Annotated in this window: 21 protein-coding genes; 4 read left to right on the top strand and 17 right to left on the bottom strand. The window is 62.7% G+C overall.

All coding sequences use genetic code 11. From position 1 onward, the window contains the following. Positions 1–28: 28 nt before the first annotated feature. Positions 29–2461: an LPS-assembly protein LptD gene (locus C6V82_RS01215; RefSeq protein WP_102589078.1), complete on the bottom strand. Its 2433-nt coding sequence runs from the start codon at positions 2459–2461 to the stop codon at positions 29–31. Between the two features lie 115 nt (positions 2462–2576). Between C6V82_RS01215 and C6V82_RS01210 the strand changes: the two genes are divergently transcribed. From C6V82_RS01210 to C6V82_RS01200, 3 genes are all read left to right on the top strand, one after another. Beyond that, positions 2577–3599 (top strand): aminoglycoside phosphotransferase family protein, encoded by a 1023-nt coding sequence (locus C6V82_RS01210; RefSeq protein ID WP_102589077.1) that lies wholly within the window; start codon positions 2577–2579, stop codon positions 3597–3599. After that, the gene (murU, locus tag C6V82_RS01205; RefSeq protein WP_102589076.1) at positions 3596–4258 is read left to right on the top strand and encodes an N-acetylmuramate alpha-1-phosphate uridylyltransferase MurU; all 663 of its coding nucleotides are present in this window, start codon (positions 3596–3598) and stop codon (positions 4256–4258) included. The genes C6V82_RS01210 and murU overlap by 4 nt, the downstream gene beginning before the upstream one ends. Before the next feature lie 215 nt (positions 4259–4473). Beyond that, positions 4474–4893 (top strand): OsmC family protein, encoded by a 420-nt coding sequence (locus tag C6V82_RS01200; protein WP_102589075.1) that lies wholly within the window; start codon positions 4474–4476, stop codon positions 4891–4893. Positions 4894–4912: 19 nt separating this feature from the next. On the opposite strand, the gene coq7 is transcribed toward C6V82_RS01200, so the two are convergent. The 6 genes from coq7 to phaR form a co-directional block, all read right to left on the bottom strand. Then, positions 4913–5557 carry a 2-polyprenyl-3-methyl-6-methoxy-1,4-benzoquinone monooxygenase gene (gene coq7, locus C6V82_RS01195; RefSeq protein WP_102589074.1) on the bottom strand — a complete coding sequence of 215 codons (645 nt, stop codon included), beginning with the start codon at positions 5555–5557 and terminating at the stop codon, positions 4913–4915. 154 nt (positions 5558–5711) lie between these two features. Then, a complete protein-coding gene (locus C6V82_RS01190) occupies positions 5712–6053 on the bottom strand; it encodes a histidine triad nucleotide-binding protein (protein WP_102589073.1) in 342 nt (113 codons plus the stop codon). A 39-nt stretch (positions 6054–6092) separates the two neighbouring features. Continuing rightward, the gene (locus C6V82_RS01185) at positions 6093–6965 is read right to left on the bottom strand and encodes a phosphoribulokinase (protein ID WP_102589072.1); all 873 of its coding nucleotides are present in this window, start codon (positions 6963–6965) and stop codon (positions 6093–6095) included. Further along, positions 6965–7405, bottom strand: a complete 441-nt coding sequence (locus C6V82_RS01180) for an acyl-CoA thioesterase (protein ID WP_102589071.1) — start codon at positions 7403–7405, stop codon at positions 6965–6967. The genes C6V82_RS01185 and C6V82_RS01180 overlap by 1 nt, the downstream gene beginning before the upstream one ends. Positions 7406–7450: 45 nt before the next feature. Then, a complete protein-coding gene (gene purD / locus C6V82_RS01175) occupies positions 7451–8743 on the bottom strand; it encodes a phosphoribosylamine--glycine ligase (RefSeq protein WP_102589070.1) in 1293 nt (430 codons plus the stop codon). Between the two features lie 166 nt (positions 8744–8909). After that, positions 8910–9398, bottom strand: coding sequence for a polyhydroxyalkanoate synthesis repressor PhaR (phaR, locus tag C6V82_RS01170; RefSeq protein ID WP_102589069.1), 489 nt, complete (start codon positions 9396–9398; stop codon positions 8910–8912). Positions 9399–9527: 129 nt separating this feature from the next. On the opposite strand from phaR, the gene C6V82_RS01165 reads away from it, so the two are divergent. After that, the gene (locus C6V82_RS01165) at positions 9528–10241 is read left to right on the top strand and encodes a 16S rRNA (uracil(1498)-N(3))-methyltransferase (protein WP_102589068.1); all 714 of its coding nucleotides are present in this window, start codon (positions 9528–9530) and stop codon (positions 10239–10241) included. A gap of 60 nt (positions 10242–10301) precedes the next feature. Here C6V82_RS01165 and rloA3 read toward each other — a convergent pair whose 3' ends face one another. The 10 genes from rloA3 to C6V82_RS01115 form a co-directional block, all read right to left on the bottom strand. Beyond that, positions 10302–10868, bottom strand: a complete 567-nt coding sequence (gene rloA3 / locus C6V82_RS01160) for a retropepsin-like aspartic peptidase RloA3 (RefSeq protein ID WP_229843077.1) — start codon at positions 10866–10868, stop codon at positions 10302–10304. Between the two features lie 18 nt (positions 10869–10886). Continuing rightward, the gene (locus C6V82_RS01155) at positions 10887–12203 is read right to left on the bottom strand and encodes a lytic murein transglycosylase (RefSeq protein ID WP_229843078.1); all 1317 of its coding nucleotides are present in this window, start codon (positions 12201–12203) and stop codon (positions 10887–10889) included. A gap of 96 nt (positions 12204–12299) precedes the next feature. Next, positions 12300–12752, bottom strand: coding sequence for a DUF3429 domain-containing protein (locus C6V82_RS01150; RefSeq protein WP_102589067.1), 453 nt, complete (start codon positions 12750–12752; stop codon positions 12300–12302). A gap of 34 nt (positions 12753–12786) precedes the next feature. After that, complete coding sequence (locus tag C6V82_RS01145; protein WP_102589066.1) at positions 12787–14196, bottom strand: DASH family cryptochrome; 1410 nt, start codon at positions 14194–14196, stop codon at positions 12787–12789. Continuing rightward, complete coding sequence (locus C6V82_RS01140) at positions 14193–14369, bottom strand: DUF2256 domain-containing protein (protein ID WP_180978320.1); 177 nt, start codon at positions 14367–14369, stop codon at positions 14193–14195. Before C6V82_RS01140 ends, C6V82_RS01145 begins: the two co-directional genes overlap by 4 nt. Before the next feature lie 121 nt (positions 14370–14490). After that, complete coding sequence (gene mnhG, locus C6V82_RS01135; protein ID WP_102589064.1) at positions 14491–14895, bottom strand: monovalent cation/H(+) antiporter subunit G; 405 nt, start codon at positions 14893–14895, stop codon at positions 14491–14493. Beyond that, positions 14888–15157, bottom strand: a complete 270-nt coding sequence (locus C6V82_RS01130) for an MrpF/PhaF family protein (RefSeq protein ID WP_102589063.1) — start codon at positions 15155–15157, stop codon at positions 14888–14890. Before C6V82_RS01130 ends, mnhG begins: the two co-directional genes overlap by 8 nt. Positions 15158–15181: 24 nt before the next feature. Next, positions 15182–15655 (bottom strand): Na+/H+ antiporter subunit E, encoded by a 474-nt coding sequence (locus C6V82_RS01125; RefSeq protein WP_102589062.1) that lies wholly within the window; start codon positions 15653–15655, stop codon positions 15182–15184. Beyond that, positions 15652–17226, bottom strand: coding sequence for a Na+/H+ antiporter subunit D (locus tag C6V82_RS01120; protein WP_102589061.1), 1575 nt, complete (start codon positions 17224–17226; stop codon positions 15652–15654). The genes C6V82_RS01125 and C6V82_RS01120 overlap by 4 nt, the downstream gene beginning before the upstream one ends. Next, complete coding sequence (locus tag C6V82_RS01115) at positions 17223–17570, bottom strand: Na+/H+ antiporter subunit C (RefSeq protein WP_102589060.1); 348 nt, start codon at positions 17568–17570, stop codon at positions 17223–17225. The genes C6V82_RS01120 and C6V82_RS01115 overlap by 4 nt, the downstream gene beginning before the upstream one ends. Positions 17571–17581: the final 11 nt, after the last annotated feature.

Raw genomic sequence — 17581 nt, 5'->3', positions numbered from 1 at the left:
CCTCTCTGAACGGGTCATCCGGTCGGGCTCAAAACGCTGTGGAGCGATAGCCCGGGATGGCCTCCTCGAAATAGCTGTCGGCATTGCGGCCCACACCGCCAAGGCCCTTGAACACGAAGCGCAGGAAAATTCCCCGGTCGTTGAAATCATCTTCGACCCGCGCGGTGTCGTTGTCATCGACCCACTCTCGCCAGACCAGTTGCAGACCATAACAGCAGTCGTTCCACTGCACACCCGCCAGCTGCTCCAGCGGGCGGTCGTTGGTGTTGTCGTACAGGAAGCGACCGATCAGGTCGACACGTGGACTGGCCTTCCAGGCGAAAGAGACATTCGCCTCCTCGCGGTTGAAGTTGCGGAAGGCGTCGTCCCCCGGCTCGAGCGAAGGGTCGAAGCCTTGGAGCTCCCAACGGTAGCCAAGGTTCAGCACATGGCCGACCGAAGAACGGTACTGCAGATCGAGGCCGGTGCGCTCGGTACGCTCGCGCTGGTCGTCATACAGCCACTCCCAGCGGGTACGCCATTGCTCGGTGATCCGCCAGTCAACATGACTGACCAGCGGCGAGCGGTCGCGGGTCGCACGGTACCAGGCCTCCGGGTCGGTGTCGCGGTTGGGTAGCGTGTCGGGGTCACCATTGATGTCGATATGGCGGTCATCGAAGTAGGCGGACTGACCAATGCCCACCGAGAGACGCTCGCGGCCCTGCTGATCATCGAGTAGCCGTGATTCGACCCCCAGCGAAATTCGATTGAGATCCCCTACCCGGTCGGCGCCGGAAAAGCGCCGTGGTGACCACAACTGGTTCCAGGAGAAGGGACGCTCGCTGGCATCGAAGTCGGGAAACTCCGATTGGTCGCGTGCCGGCACGAACGCGTAGTTGATACGTGGCTCGAGGGTCTGACGATACCCTCGACCGCCAAGATCCAGTTCACGATCGAACACCAGTCCGCCATCGATGGAGGCCACCGGTACATTACGCTGGAGGCTTTCGGAACGCTCGGTCTCGCGGTCGCCGTAATCGAGGTCGTAGGCCGTGGCGAGCCACTCCACGCGGGGTTCCAGATGCCCCCACATGGCCTCGGCGCGCCAACCGACCGCCGGTGAGAGATGCACCCTGGTACCGGTGGCCGCTTCGCGCAGCGGCACGCGATTCTCATCGACGTCCCGCCAGAAGTAGGTCGCATTCGAGCGCCACTGCTGATACAAGCCGGAGGGTTGGTCCCAACGCGCGCTGGCCGAGAGGCTTGGCAGCCGGTAGAACGGTTTGTCGCGATCGGCGAGCGGATCATTGAGGCGCTGGAACCCTTGGGCACGGGCATCCAGGAGCCAGCGATCACCGCGATAGTCGACCTGCGCCAACCTCGCCATGGCGTTGGTGGTCTGCTCGCCAAAGTCGCTGCCGAAATCCTCGAAGTAACGCCCGTCACTGGCCGCCCCATAGCGCAGTTGATAACGGGTCCGCGCATCGAAGCGTCCGGCATGCCGATAATCCAGGTACCAGCGATCCTCACCCTCGTAGCGACGCGAGGGGGCATCCCGGCTATCCAGCCCGCCATCGTCGCCCGAAAGAAACGCCCCTTCTATCTGGCCGGCGTCACTTGGCAGCAGGTAGCGATATTCACCGCCCAGCAAAAGGCCACGATCCGTGATCCAGCGTGGCGTGATGGTGGCATCCTGATTCGGCGCGATGTTCCAGTAGAACGGCTGGGCATAGTCCAGCGACTCATCGGAGAAGCCGACACTGGGCCAAAGAAATCCGGTCTGGCGACGGTCATCGATGGGGAAACGCACCCAGGGCCAATAGAAGACCGGTACGTGACCGACTTCCAGGCGGGCATGACGAGCGGTGCCGAAACCCTGTTCACGGTCGAGCAGCACGTCGCCACCCACCAGACGCCACAGCTTGCTGCCCGGGTCGCAGGTGGTGAAGGTGGCATCGGAGAGCCGATAGCGGCCGTCCTCCAGGCGCTCGAGGCGCGAAGCATCGCCGCGCAGATGCTGATCGTGAACCACATAGTGCGCGCCGTCGATACTGGCGGCATCGCTGTTCAATGCCAGTTCCGCGGCATCACCGCGAACCAGCAGATTCTCGTCACGCAGCGCCAGCGGCCCTTCGGCAAAGGCGCGATCGCGGCTGCTGGGCACCCGCACATTGGGGGACTCGAGCTGGGCAGTATCACGACGCAGGATGACTTCGCCGGCAAGAATGGTTTCACCGTCAGACCCGTAGTTGGCCAATTCCGAAACACTTGCCACCTTGCCTTGCTCGGGAGCCGCCACGCGATAATCCGGCATCACGTAGATCCCCCGGCACAGCGCGTCGGCCGGCCGATCATCGCCCCATGGGCGAAAATCCAGGGATTCGGCCGGCAGAGGCGCAGGCGGTGCCGCCGCGAGCGGACCGCTGGCCAGACCGATGGCCGCAAGGCCAGCCAGAGCCGTCCATGAGTGTTGCTTGCCCATGTTCCTCGATGTCCTTGGCGGGGTGAATCGGTATTATACAAGCTCGGCGCTCAGCATGCGGCGCTACCAACAGGCCGTCAACCGGCCAGACCTCTAACCGGGAGCCTCTCGCACCATGTCAGACGCCGCCACCACGCGCCTTGCCCGACTGCACCATTGGACTGCCGATCAGCACCGGCTGCCCGCGGACGCACTGGATCTGCGGCTGGCCGCGGGCGATGCCAGCTTTCGTCGCTACTTCCGGCTGACGCTGCCCGACGGCACTACGCGCATGCTGATGGATGCACCACCTCGCAAGGAAGACAGCACGCCCTTCGTGGCTATCGCCCGTGCCTGGGCCGACGCCGGCCTGCCGGTGCCGGGGCTTCATGCGGTGGATCTCGAGGCTGGCTTTCTCGAGCTCGACGACCTTGGCGATACGCCGCTGCAACACCATTTCCGGGATGTCGATGCCGGCGAGACACTGGATTGGCACGAACGCGCCATGGCGCTGCTGCATACCCTTCAGAACCAGGCACCCTCCGCCGCCCTGCCGGCCTATGATGCGGATCTGCTGGGTCGTGAGCTCGACTTGTTCCCCGAATGGTGCCTCGATGGCTGGCTCGAGATGCCCGTACCCGCTGGATGGGCGGCACTGCGCGATTCGCTGATCGCGTCGGCGCTGGCCCAACCGGTGGTGGCCGTGCATCGCGACTTCGACGCCATGAACCTGATGGTGCATGACCAGCAACTGTTCCTGATCGACTTCCAGGATGCCGTGGCGGGCCCGATAAGCTATGACCTGATTTCGCTGCTGCGCGGTCGTTACTGCCGCTTTCCGGCCCGCCGCTTCAACGCTTGGGTCGAGGCCTTCCGCCGCCAAGCGGTGACCGATGGCCGCCTGCCGAACGGCATTGACACCGCGACCTTCCTTGGCCAGGTGCAAGCCATGGCCGCGCAACGCGCCCTCAAGGTGCTTGGCATCTTCTGCCGCCTGACCCTTCGCGATGGCCGCACCGGCTACCTCGAGCGCCTGCCGCATTTTCTCGATCACCTGGAAGACAGTCTGGCGGGCATTGCCGGCCACGCGGATTTTCGCCAGTGGCTTGCCGAAACATTTCGCCCGTCCCTGACGCGTCGGCTGGAGGCTCACCAATGAAGGCCATGATTCTCGCCGCCGGCCTCGGCACGCGAATGCGCCCGCTTACCGACCATTGCCCCAAGCCACTGCTCCGGGCCGGGGGGAACCCCCTGATCGTTCACCATCTCGAGCGCCTGCGCGCCGCGGGTATCCGCGACGTCGTGATCAATGTCAGCTATCTGGCCGAGCAAGTCATCGAGGCACTGGGTGACGGCAGCGAATTCGGCATGGCCATCCACTGGAGCCACGAGACGACACCGCTGGAGACCGGCGGCGGCATCCACCAGGCCTTGCCGCTGCTCGGTGAAGCGCCCTTCGTGCTGGTCAACGGCGATATCTGGTGCGATCTGGACCTGGCAACGCTGCCGGGGCTTGGCCACGACCTCGCCCACCTGGTGCTGGTCGACAACCCGGCGCATCACGCCACGGGTGACTTCCACCTCGACCGGCATGGCCGGGTGCATGAACACGGCGAGCCACGCCTGACCTACGCCGGGCTCGGCGTCATCGACCCTGCGCTTGTCGCCAACCAGCCACCCGGCGCCTTCGCCCTGGCCCCGCTGCTGCGTGCGGCGATGGCCTTGCATCGCGTCAGCGGCCAGCACCATCGTGGCGCCTGGGTGGATGTCGGCACGCCCGAGCGGCTGGCCGACCTCGACCGCCGCCTGCGGAGCTGAGCCGCAAGCTATTCGCAAGTAGCGGGATCGCTCGAAGCTGTTCCGGCGACAGGCTCTCGAGGGGGCGCTGTGAATACGTCCATGTACGCTACCTCGGCCATCCCTGGTCCTCGGACCCCCTCTACGACCTGTCCCCGGCGCCTCTCGCTTTGGGCAACTGCGATACCCCTGTATGCTGGCCACCTTTAACCGTCAATCGAAAAGGAGCCCTTGCCATGAAAGCCAGCATCAAGTGGACCGATGGTCGTCAGTTCGTTGCCGAGAGTGGTAGCGGCCACAGCCTGGTGATCGACGGCCCGCCCGATCACGGTGGCCGCAACACCGGCCCGCGCCCCATGGAGATGATGCTGATGGGGCTGGGCGCCTGCACCTCCTTCGATGTGCTGGAGATACTCGAGAAGTCACGCGCGCCGGTCAGCGACTGCGTGGCAACCCTCGAGGCCGAGCGCGCCGACGAGGTGCCGAGCGTATTCACGCGCATTCACGTGCACTTCACCGTCAGTGGCCGTGGCCTGAAGGAAAAGCAGGTGCAGCGCGCCGTGGAGCTTTCCGCCGAGAAGTACTGCAGTGCCTCGATCATGCTGGGCAAGGGCGGTGTCGAGATCAGCCACTCGTTTACCATCGTCGAGGGGTAAGCCGTCGGGCGAAGCCCAGTTATAACTTGTAGACGCTGCTGGTCATCACCTTCGACATCAGCGTCATACCGGCCTTCACCGGAGCGGGGAAGCGCGCACCACCGGCCTCGAGGGCCAACTGGGCGTGATGCGCCTCGTCGATCACCATCTGCTTGAGCACCGCGCGTGAACGGCGATCCCCGGACGGCAGGGTCTCGAGATGCTTGTCGAGGTGCTTGCCGACCTGCTCTTCGGTGGCCGCCACGAAACCCAGGCTGACACTGTCGCCGACCGCTCCCGCCACCGCCCCGATACCGAAGGATGCCGCATAGAACAACGGGTTGAGCAGGCTCGGCCGGTCATGCAGCTCCTGCAGCCGCTCGTCGCACCACGCCAGGTGGTCGACCTCCTCCTGAGCGGCTTCTTCCATCTGACCGCGCACCTCAGGCAGCTTGGCGGTCAAGCCCTGACCCTGGTAAAGCGCCTGGGCGCATACCTCGCCGGTATGGTTGATGCGCATCAACCCCGCGGCATGGCGGCGTTCGTCATCATCCATCGGCTCATCGACGATCTCCGGCGTGGCGGGAGATGGCCGCGAGGGCTGGGCGGCGTGGGGCACCAGGGTGCGAAGCACGGTATCGAACTGATGGATAAGTTGGTCGGTACGGGTAAGCGTGCGGTTCATGTCGACCTCATCACTGGACTCGCCACAGTGTAACCGAGCAGGCACCTGACCAGAAGTTCCCGGCGTGCGGCATGACGCCGCCCGAAGGCGGCGTCACAGATGCACCCGATGCGCCGAGCGCTGATAGTCGCGCGGTTTACCCGCAAAGCGCCGGCTACCCAGCCGGCCACGTGAAGCGTCGACCGCCCATCAGGTGCATATGAATATGATAGACGGTCTGCCCACCATGGTCATTGCAGTTCATGACCACGCGGTACCCCTCCTCGGCGAAGCCCCGCTCGCGGGCAAGTCGCGCGGCGGTGCCGGTGAGTCGCCCGACCAGGGCATCGTCGCCCTCGCCGAGGTCGTTGAGGGTCGCGATATGGCGCTTGGGGATGACCAGCAGATGGGTCGGCGCCTGGGGGTTGATGTCCTCGAAGGCCAGTACCTGATCGTCCTCGAAGACGATCTCGGCGGGTATCTCGCGATTGATGATCTTGCAGAACAGGCAGTCCATGGGTGTTGGCTCCTGATAGACGTATGGGGGTCGCCACGCTCAACGGAAGCGGCGCTGTGCCAGCAGATGGCGAACCAACGGCGCCAGGATAAGCTCCATGGCCAGCGACAGCCGTGAGCCCGGCACCACCAGGGTGTGCGGACGGCTCATGAAGGCATCCTGGATCATTGCCAGCAGGTAGGGAAAATCCACCGTGGCCGGGTCTCGAAAGCGAATCACCACGAAGGACTCGGCATCGGTGGGGATGTCTTGCACTTCGAAGGGGTTGGAAGTGTCGACCGTCGGCACGCGCTGGAAATTGATGTGGGTACGCGAGAACTGCGGCTGGATATAGCGCACGTAATCGTCCATGCGCCCCAGGATGGTGTCGATCACCGCCTCCTGGGAGTAACCGCGCAGCTTGGTGTCACGGTCGATCTTCTGGATCCATTCGAGGTTCATGGTCGGGGCCACACCCACCAGCAGATCGACATGGCGAGCGATGTCGTGCTGGGCGGTCACCAACCCCCCATGCAGCCCTTCGTAGAACAGCAGGTCGGTGCCGAACGGCAACGGCTGCCATTCGGTGAAGGTGCCGACACGGTAGCCGGCCTCGATCATCTGCTTGTCTTCGGCATGGATGTAATGCCGGTAGGTGCCGCTGCCGCCGTCGCCGTACTCCATGAACAGCGCCTCGAGCTCCTCGAGCAGGTTGGCTTCCACGGCAAAATGCGACAACTCGTCCTTGCGGTCGGGCTCTTCGCGGAAGATTCGCCCCAACTCCTCACGGGTATAGCGATGGAAGGCATCGCCATCGACAAAGGCGGCATGCACGTCTTCGCGGGCGAACATGCGCTCGAAGGTGCGCTTGACCGTGGTCGTACCGGCACCGGAAGAGCCGGTCACCGCAATGATCGGATATTCCCGTGACATCAGGTGCCTCCCGCCTCGGCAATGGCCTGGCGCACGGGCTCGGGTACGCTGACGGGGCGGCCGCTGCTGGTATCCACCAGCACCAGGTTGAGCCGGGCGGTGGCCACCACCCGGTCGTCATCGGCCTTGAGCAGGCGATGATAGATGCAGATCGCGCGGCCCTGCGGTACTGGAATGGCCGTTTCCACGACCAGCGCATCGGGCCAACGCGCCTCGGACTGATAGGTCACGGCGAGATCGGCGACCACACTGGGATAGCCTGCCAGGTTCCACTCATCGAAGCCCAGTGCCGCCAAGGCATGTTTACGCCCCTCGTGCATCAGCGACAACAACGCATCATGACCCAGATGGCCGCCGTAGTTCATGTCGGATACACGCACGCTCAGCGGGTGACGATGCACCCGGCGAGCCTCGGGAAATTCCAGCCTGACGCGCTCCATGCTCGCTCCTTGGTGGTGGTCTGTTACCCAGTTGACCAGGCGGGATCAACTCTCGTCCCGCTCCCGGGCGATCGCACGGTGGGCAATATCGCGGCGATACAGGGCCTGCGGCCACTGGATCGCCGCCACGCCCCGATAAGCCAGGTCGCGCGCGGCACCCACGCCTTCGCCAAGTGCCGTGACACACAGCACCCGACCGCCGGCGGTGACAAGCTTGCCATCGCGCTCACTGGTACCCGCATGGAAGACCTTGCAGCCGGTGCCTTCGGCGGCCTCGATGCCTTCAATGACGTCAGCCTTGCGGTAGCTGCCGGGGTAGCCACCGGCTGCCATCACCACGCCCACCGCGACACGCGGGTCCCATTCACAGGCTAGGCCGGCAAGCTCTCCCCGGGCACCCGCCAGGCACAGCTCGGCAAGATCCGACGTCAGGCGCAACATGATCGGCTGTGTCTCGGGGTCACCGAAGCGGCAGTTGTACTCGATCACCCTGGGGTTGCCGGACGCGTCGATCATCAGGCCGGCATACAGGAAACCGGAGTAGGCATGGCCTTCCTCTGCCATGCCCCTCACGGTGGGCAGAATCACCTGGTCCATGATGCGCTGGTGCACGTCGTCGGTGACCACAGGCGCGGGCGAATAGGCGCCCATGCCACCCGTATTGGGGCCGGTATCGCCTTCGCCCACTCGCTTGTGATCCTGGCTGGTGGCCATCGGCAGCACCGTCTGGCCATCCACCATGACGATGAAACTGGCCTCCTCCCCCTGGAGAAACTCCTCGATCACTACCCTGGCCCCGGCATCGCCGAAGGCATTGGCCTCGAGCATGTCGCGGATTGCCGCCTCGGCCTCGGCCTGATCCATGGCAACAATCACCCCCTTGCCGGCCGCCAGACCATCAGCCTTGATGACGATAGGAGCACCTTGCTCGGCTAGATAGGCAAGCGCCGGGGCAACCTCGGTGAAGGTCTGGTAGTCGGCGGTGGGAATGGCGTGACGGGCCAGGAAGTCCTTGGTGAAGGACTTGGAGCCCTCGAGCTGGGCGGCGCCGGCGGTGGGGCCAAAAATCGTCAGCCCCGCCTCGCGGAAACGATCCACCACACCTGCCACGAGCGGGGCTTCGGGACCGACGATGGTCAGGTCGATGGCGTTGTCACGGGCAAAAGCCACCAGGCCGTCGAGGTCATCCACTGTGATGTCGACATTGGCAATCCCCGACTCACGAGCGGTTCCGGCATTGCCGGGGGCCACATGAACCGACGTGACCCGAGGTGAGCTTGCGACCTTCCAGGCCAGGGCATGTTCGCGGCCACCGCCGCCAATGATCAGAACCTTCATCCGTCAAACCTTGTGTCACAGCGCGTTAGACGTTTCAACGCGCGAGATGGGCTACTCGAAACGTCGCGGCATTATGTCAGAAAGTGCCCTCGGCCGCCCCCATCGGCGACAACGGTCCAGGGCTATCGCAGTTGGCAATTCCACTCGGTGCTGAACCGGAGACAGGTCACTGCTTCTTGCCATCGCCATCGTCGCCACCTTTGCCATCATCCTTGCCTTCCCCCTGGGAGCCGGTCGGGCCGATGGTCTGCTGCCAGAAGCGCATGTTTTCCTCGGCAAGTTCGCGCATCAGCTCCATCGGCGAGTGGCGCATGGCCTGCTGCCACTGGTCCTGCATGCGCTGCTGCTGCTCCAGCATCAGCTTGGTGCCTTGCTCCAGGTAACGCGCCAGGGGCAGCGGCTGGGCCATGTCGTAGACACGGATGAACTGGGCCAGCAGGTCATTGGAGAACACCTCGGCCTCCCCATCGCCCTGTTCCTGCTCGATGATGATCGACAGCAGGATGGTGCGGGTCAGGTCCTCGCTGGTCTTGGCATCCTCGACCCTGAACGGCACTTCCTCGAGAATCAGGCGACGAAGATCCTCGAGAGTCACGTAGCGGCTCTGTTCGGTATCATAGAGCCTACGGTTGGCATACTTGCGAATCACGCGCACGGCGCTGCTCCTTGTCATGTCGTCGGTCACCGAAAAGTATCGGTGCCGGCTGGGCAACTGCCCTCGTCTACTGGAGTATTGTGCACCGCGACACCATCCATGCAAGGGAAGTGGCATCAACGAGGCCCAATGAACCTGATTCTTCTGTCTCCCGACGACATCGAACACGACCATCTGGCGCGAGTGCGTGACCCGCGACGCGTGACTCACCTGCGCGAGGTTCACCGCGCACGCGTGGGTGATGCCATGACCCTGGGTGTCGCGGGGGGCGGTATCGGGCGTGGCGAGCTGCTGTCCCTCGATGCTGACGAGGCCCGCTTCGCCATCGACACCCTGGACCAGGCGCCGCCGCCCGCGTTACCGGTACACCTGGTACTGGCACTGCCCCGTCCGCGAATGCTGGCGCGCACACTGGAGCATGTCACGGCGTTGGGCGTGAAGCAGTTGACCCTGCTGCACACGCGACGCGTCGAGAAGAGTTACTGGCAATCGCCGGAGCTTTCACCCGCCAAGATTCAGGCCCACCTGACACTCGGCCTGGAGCAGGCGCGTGATACCGTGCTTCCGGATGTCACCCTGGCGCGTGGCTTTCGTCCATTCGTCGAAGACCACCTGCCGGAGCTCCTGGCCGCACGTCGTGGATTGCTTGCTCACCCGGGCATGCCGATCAGTTGTCCGCGTGGCATCGACGCCCCCACCCTGTTGCTGGTGGGGCCAGAAGGGGGCTTCATCGAGTGGGAAGTAGAGCGGTTGCTGGCAGCGGGCTGCGAGGGCATTCATCTCGGCCCTCGTATCCTGCGCGTGGAAACGGCGGTAACGGCACTGCTTGCCAGGCTATTCTAGTCCGGAGCCGTAGCGAAATGGGCAGGCGCTGGACGCGTCCGCGTGCCGTCAGCCGTAGGATCAATCCGACTCGTGTTCCACCACCTCGGCATCCTCGCCACATTCGGGGTCATTCAGGAAGGTGTCTCGGACATCGAGCAGCCCCAGGTGGGAAATGGTGCGCCGACCCAGCAACAGCGGATAATTCATCTCGCCACGGTCGCGCAGGCTGAACTGCTCTTCATAGATGGTATCGCCCATGCAGATATTCATCAGTACCACTGGGCGCTCATCGCGGCCTCCAGCGCCGCGCACTCTCAGGTCTCGGTACAACGGCAGCTCCATCTCTTCACTGACGGTTTCTCCGTTGCCTTCATCCTCGAGCTTGAGACGAAAGCGCACCCACTCCTCGCCGTCCTGCTCGAACGTTTCGATGTCGCGCGCATCCAGAGAGGACGTCAGCGCACCGCTGTCGAGCTTGGCCTTCACCTGGATGTCCAGTGCTGGCAATGTTGCCATCTCGACCCAGCCAAATACCTTCTCCTCGCGCTCGTCTCCCTCTTCGGCCAGTGCCGGTAGCGTGGCGATGCTCAAAAGTCCCACCATCAACGCCTTGCCGAAGCTGGAAGGCCAAACGGATAACTTCATCAATGACTCCTCAAGAGATTAGCGTTGCAACCGTTCAAGCAGACTTACCGTGGCGAAACCATCGGGAATCACCCCGATGTCGCGCTGGTAGTCACGCAGCCCACTGCGGGTATTGGGCCCCATGATTCCGTCCGGCGTGCCGACATCGAATCCTCGCGCGTTGAGCGCGCGCTGCATGTCGCGCATCTGGCTGCGCGACAAGGGCTGTTCGTCACGTGGCCAGCCCTGCTGAATGCCATCTCGACCGGCAATCTGATTGGCAAGATTGCCGACAGCCAACGCATAGCTCGTGGCATTGTTGTAGCGCAGGATGGCCCGGTAGTTCGGGCCCACCAGGAAAGCCGGGCCACGGGCCCCGGCCGGGGCGATCACCGAGGACTGTTCGAAGGCTGGCAAGGCGCCGCCAGCCACGCCACGAACGCCTTGATCAGCCCACTCGGCAGCGGTGCGACGCGTCGAGAGCTCGGTCTGGGCGTAATCGAAACCTTCGGGGAGTTGCACCTCCATGCCCCACGGCTGCCCTGCCCGCCAGCCGGCACGCGCCAGGTAATTGGCGGTGGATGCCATCACATCGGGGATGCTGCCCCAGATATCCCGGCGTCCATCGCCATCGCCATCCTCGGCGTAGGCTTCGAAGCTCGAAGGAATGAACTGGGTATGACCCATGGCGCCCGCCCAGGAACCGATCATGCTGTCGGCGGCGATGTCGCCAGCCTCGATGATGCGCAGCGCCGCAAGCAATTCGCCTCGGGCAAAGTCGCTTCTACGCCCCTCAAAGGCCAGTGTCGCCAGTGCCTCGAGCGTCGAAAAGTCCCCGAAGTTGCCGCCATAGTTGCTCTCGATCCCCCAGATCGCCACCACCACCTCGGCGGGCACGCCATAACGCTGTTCCATACGGCGCGCGGTGTCACGATGCTCGGCGAGCCTGTCACGCCCCTGAGAGACACGCTGGGCGGATACCGCACTGTCGAGATATTGCCAGATCGGCCGGACGAACTCCGGTTGCGAGCGGTCGAGCTCGATCACGCGTTCGCGGTAGCGCAGGCCATCCAGCGCGCTGGAAAGGGTCGCTTCGCTGATGCCCTCGGCACGAGCCTCTCGCCGAAAGTCCGCCAGCCAGGAGGCAAAATCCTCAAGCTCAGACTCGGCGTCACGCGTAGGCTCGGCGTCACGCGCAGGCTCGGAATCTCGATGGTCTGTCGCTTGGCTCGTGGAGGCTTCACTGGCAGATGGCTCGGCGCCCTCGTGGTCGGCGGCACTGGCATTTCGAGCAGGGCCGCTCTGGCAACCGGCCAGCAGCGCCAGCATCAAGGTAGTGGTCAACATCCTGCGCATGGTCAAACGGCTCTCCTTGGCGAATAGGCAGCAACGATCATCGCGCAGTTTGCCGCGCCCCGCCACCCGCAAGGCACCGGCAATGCGAAGGCGGCGTCACACCACCATGAAGCGCCAGATCACCGCCGCATGACAGATGAGCACGACCAGAGTCAGCAGGGTACGCAAGCGCTGGTACCAGGCCGGCAGCGGTTGCCGGCCTTCACGGCTGAGCTCGTACAGCCTCATCACCACGAACCCGGCGGCCAGCGCCCAGGCACCACTCAACGGGTGGAGCATCAGGGCGGGCCAGGCGATCAGGCTGGGGGCCATGCTCACGACCAACCTGGCCATGACGTCGTGACCGCTGCTTGGCCATGACATCGCCACTCCCCACTGCACGCCGCCCAGAAACGACAGGATCACCGCGCTGTAGGCAAGAAAGGCATTGATGGCCACCCCCTGCCAGGCCACCGGGGCAAGCCAGGTGGCCATGGCGGCGCCAACGAAAGGCAACAATCCGGCGAAGCCAAGCGCCAGGGCCAGGCGGGAGAAACCAGTGGCAAACATCGTGTCTCCTGTGAAAAAGGCTTGAATTGATGACTCATTCGTCGGGCTCGACCGCCTCATGGATCGCCAGCAACCGGTCTTCCCAGGCCTTGGGGATCATGATCGGGGGCGGGTAGCGATCGGGGTCGACTCGCCACGGTTGATGACGCGCCCTGCCGGCCGGCAGGGCGCGCAGCGAAGGCTGCCAATGGGTGACATACCTGCCCCAGGGGTCATACTGCTCGGCTTGCCTGAGCACATGAAACCAACGATCACGGGTATCCCGTCCCACGCCCGCGACATAACGCCAGTTCCCCCAGTTGCTGGCCACATCGAAGTCGACCAGGCAATGCTCGAACCAGGCCGCCCCAAGCCGCCAGTCACCTCCCAGGTCCTTGACGAAGTAACTGGCCACGTTCTGGCGTGCGCGATTCGAGAGCCAGCCGGTCGCGGCCAGTTCGTGCATCGCCGCATCGATGAACGGCACCCCGGTGCGCCCTTCGGCCCAGCACCGGAAGGTGGCATCCGCTGTCGGAAGCTCACGCCGCCCGAAAAGCCCGCTGCCCTCCTGGCGGGCGGCCCAGTGGAAGTAGTCTCGCCACAGCAGCTCGAAAATTATCCAGTAACTCGATTCATTGGGGCCATGCTCGGCCTCCCACTGGCGCACCGCCTGGTGGACCTGACGCGCCGATAGGCAGCCGTGTGCCAGCCAGGCCGAAAGCCGCGTGGAAAAATCGGCCCCCAGCAATCGGTTGCGGGTCTGCTTGTAGCGCATTGCCAGCCGGCTCTGCCACAGCACATGCTCGAGCCTTTCATGACCCGCCGCCTCCCCGCCTTCGAAGTGGAACTGACCGCGAGGATCGGTTTTCCAGGCGGCAGCATACTGACAGACGCCACGCAGTGCGGGAAGGCCTCGTGACACGGCGTCGGGCCACGGCGGCAGGGTCACGGGAGCGAGCAGCGGGTCATTGATGCTCCCATTGCGCTCGGCACGCCGTCGAAACGCCGAAAAGGTAGGCGGCAACGACTCGACGTCAACCGGCAGCGTCAAGGTATCAAACAGTGTGCCACTGTCATGCTCGCTGAGTCGGATCCGGCCATCCAGACGCGTCCTCAGCGTCCTGACATCACGCATCTCGTCATGGCCCGCATCACGGCGCACACGAATTTCACTAGCACCATGGCACTCCGCAAGGCTTGCCACCTCATCAACGGGGTCGCCCACGCGAATCAACAGGTCACTGCCCCGTTTCAACAGCTCGCCGCGTAACGCCATCAGGCTCTGCCAGATGAATTTAAGCCTCGCCGGCCCCACGCGTGGCACGCCCAGCGCGGGTGTCGGGGATAACCACTGGCGATCAAGCACATGAAGGCAGACCAGGTTCTCGGGCATGCGGTCGAAGGCAAACAGCGGATTGTCGGCCAGACGCAGGTCGTGTCGCAGCCACACTATGCAAAGGCTCATGTCAGGCCTCCTGCACAACGATGGGCTCGACGCGCCTGGCGCTTCGACTCGCGCCGGCAACGCTCACTGCAGAATCGTACCGCCTCCCAACAACGCGCCCATTTCTTGCGCCAGGAGAAGGGGCGTCCGCAGAGGATGCAGGGTTTCGTGGGCAGGTCGGCCTTGCGCTGCATGGCAGCACCTCGACTCATTATTAGTGGACATGTACAAGATTATCGTACAGTTCTTGTACATGCACCACTCCCCAACGCAAGAGACCACCCGAAGGTGGTCTCTTGCGTAAGGCCAAGTCGTTCAGGGGGCATCTGTTTCACGAGGCTGGCGCCGAGCATTGGCCTCGGTTTCCATGCCACTCTTGAGCTCATGGGTCAGCGGGTCATAGTTCGGACGCAGCTCGTCCTTGACCGTACCGCTCCACAGCTTCGAGCCGACGAAGTAGCCAGCGCGTCCCAGCACGTGAGCGGCAACTGGAGCGGTCATCAGAATGAACACGATAATGGCAAAGGCCCTGGCGACAACACCCACTTGAGCAAAGTGCAGCGCCACCGCGAGCATTATCAGAATGACGCCCAGGGCGGCGGCTTTAGTCGTGGCATGCATGCGGGTGAGCAGGTCGGGAAGTCGCAGAATGCCAAGCGCCGCGAGCAGCATGAATATGGCTCCGGAGAGGATGAAAATACCCTTGAAAACATCAATCATCTCGCGGCCCTCCACGCTCGAGAAAACGCGCGAAACCAATGGCTGCCAGAAACCCCATCAAGGCAATGACGATAGCCGCATCGAGAAAGCTTGGCACCCCAGTCTGGATGGCAGTAACACCAACCAACCCCACCACGATACTGGCGAACAACTCCAGTGCCACCACACGATCAGGCAAGCTTGGGCCGCGCACGACCCTGACGAAAGCGAGGATCAGAGCAAGCGCCATCACCACCTGGCTGATCAGGATCACAGTCTCCATGGTGGCACCTCTTGAAGGCAGGTTTCAGCGAAACAGTTCCAATGCACGGGATTCCATTTCCTTGAGATTGCGCCGCAATTCATCTTCGTTGTCGAGGAACATGGCGTGAATGTAGAGCACCTTGCGGTCATCGGAGACATCAAGACTCAGCGTTCCGGGTGTCAGCGATATTAGGTTGGCTACCATAGTGATTTCGAGCTCACTGCGCGCCTCCAACGGCATGGCGATCACCCCTGGCTTCATGTGCCATGGAGGCGTCAGGATGTCGAAAGCCACCTTCAAGTTGGCCAGAAGCAGCTCTTTGATGAAGAAGCCTAGAAAGCGAAGGATGCGCGGCAGCCGCACCGAATAGCCCCCTAGCGCCGGGACCTGAGGCTCGATCAGTACCAGGGTGATGTAGCCGAATACCAGGCCGACCATCAAGTTCAGCCCGGTAAAATCGCCACTGAGAACCACCCAGGCCAAGGCAAGAAGCAGATTCCAGATGGCGCCGGTCATGGACTTGACTCCTCAAGCTGCGACTCCAGAAGCATGTCACCGACATCCACTCCTGGCCCAAGCACAGCCTCGATATAGCCCTGCGGGGTCATCAATTGATCACCGATCACCTGCATGGTCACCATCAGAGGCTGGGCGAAGATACCAATCAACACAGCGCAGAACGCCAAGCCAGCTACCGGGAGGTACATGAGCCACAGGTTAGGCTTGACCATTCGCGAATCATCTCCACTCGCCACACCCAGTTCAGGAACCAGGTTATCCTCAGGTAACGATTTCCAGAAAACCTCGTTCCATATCTTGACCATGGAATATAGCGTCATGAGACCCACTGCAAGCGCGATGCCTGTGACTACGTAGGCTTCGGCCTCGATACCGGCCCTGACGATCACGAACTTGGCAAAGAACCCGGACAGGGGCGGCACCCCAGCCAGTGAGAAAGCTGAAATAAAGAAAGCCACTGCCAACCAAGGGTGCTCCTTGTAGAGCCCCCCCATCTTCTTTAACTGGTAGGTGCCCTGCAAGCGGCGAGTTATCCCGCTGACCAGAAACAGGTTGGTCTTGACGACGATATTGTGCATGACAGCGAAGATCCCGCCGGCAATGGCCAACGGTGTAAACAGCGCCAGCCCCAGAATCATATAGCCGATCTGACTGACGATATGAAACGACAGGATTCGCCTGAACTCGTACTGCGCAGCTGCGCCCAGTACACCAGTCACCATGGTGAAAGCGGCCCCCCAGATAAGTAGGTCCTGAGTGTAATCAAGCGTGTCGTTAAACATCAGAGTGAATACCCGAAACAACGAGTAGACACCGACCTTGGTCAGCAGCCCTGCAAACAAGGCAGAAACTGCCACCGGTGGGGTGTGGTAGGACGCTGGCAACCAGAAGAACAAAGGGAAAGCCGCCGCCTTGATACCAAAGGCCACCATGAACATCACCGCCAGTACCTCGACCATACCGCGGTGTTCTGCCTCGGCCAGGCGCAGGGCAATGTCGGCCATGTTCAGAGTGCCAACCATGCCATACAACAACCCGATGGCTGTCAAAAAGATCACCGATGCCAGCAAGTTGAGGGTAACGTACTTGATAGCCCCTTCCATCTGCGGCTTTTCGCCGCCAAGGATCAATAGCCCGAAGGAGGCTACCAGCATGACCTCGAACCACACGTAGAGGTTGAAGATATCCCCGGTCAAGAAGGCGCCAGCCACACCTGCCAGCAACAGATGCATCAGAGGATAATAGCCAAACTTTTCATGATCCGGCCCCGTCGAAGCCAAGGAATAGATCGACAGGGCAAGTCCTATGATGGCTGTCAGAACGATCATCACCGCGCTGAGCATGTCGGCAATCAGGGTAATACCGAATGGCGCCTCCCAACCTCCCATCTGGATGCTGACGTAACCATCACGACTGACGGAGGCCATCAACCATAACGAGACGACCAGCAAGGCAAGGTTACCGGCCACGGCCACGAAGCGCTGCATGGGTCGCGCACGCCAAAACAGTATTGAGATGGAGCCAGACAACAGCGGCAACAATACGGGTAGAGCGACTTCGGGCCTCACGTGTCGGTATCCTTCATCTTGTCCAGGTCATCGGCCTTGACGATCTCATAGGCACGGCGGATCAGAACCACTGCGAAGGCCAGCACACCGAATGCGATCACGATAGCCGTCAGCACGACCGCCTGCGGAAGAGGATCAGCGATAGTGCCGAGTGGTCCAGGCATACCATCTGGAATCAGTGGCGGGGCACCGCGTGTCATGCCCGCCGAGGTAAAGATCAACAGATTGGCAGCATTCGAGAGCAGCATCAGGCCGATCACCAACTTGACGATGGAGCGCCGCAGCATCAGAAAAATGGCCGCCGCATAGAGCAGTCCGATGGCCACTGCCATCAAGGGTTCCATGAATCACCTCC

Source organism: Halomonas urumqiensis, assembly GCF_003028575.1.
GTDB classification, from domain to species: Bacteria; Pseudomonadota; Gammaproteobacteria; order Pseudomonadales; family Halomonadaceae; genus Halomonas; species Halomonas urumqiensis.
The sequence above is the reverse complement of the archived record's forward strand: the minus strand, read 5'-3'. Positions and strand labels throughout refer to the sequence as shown.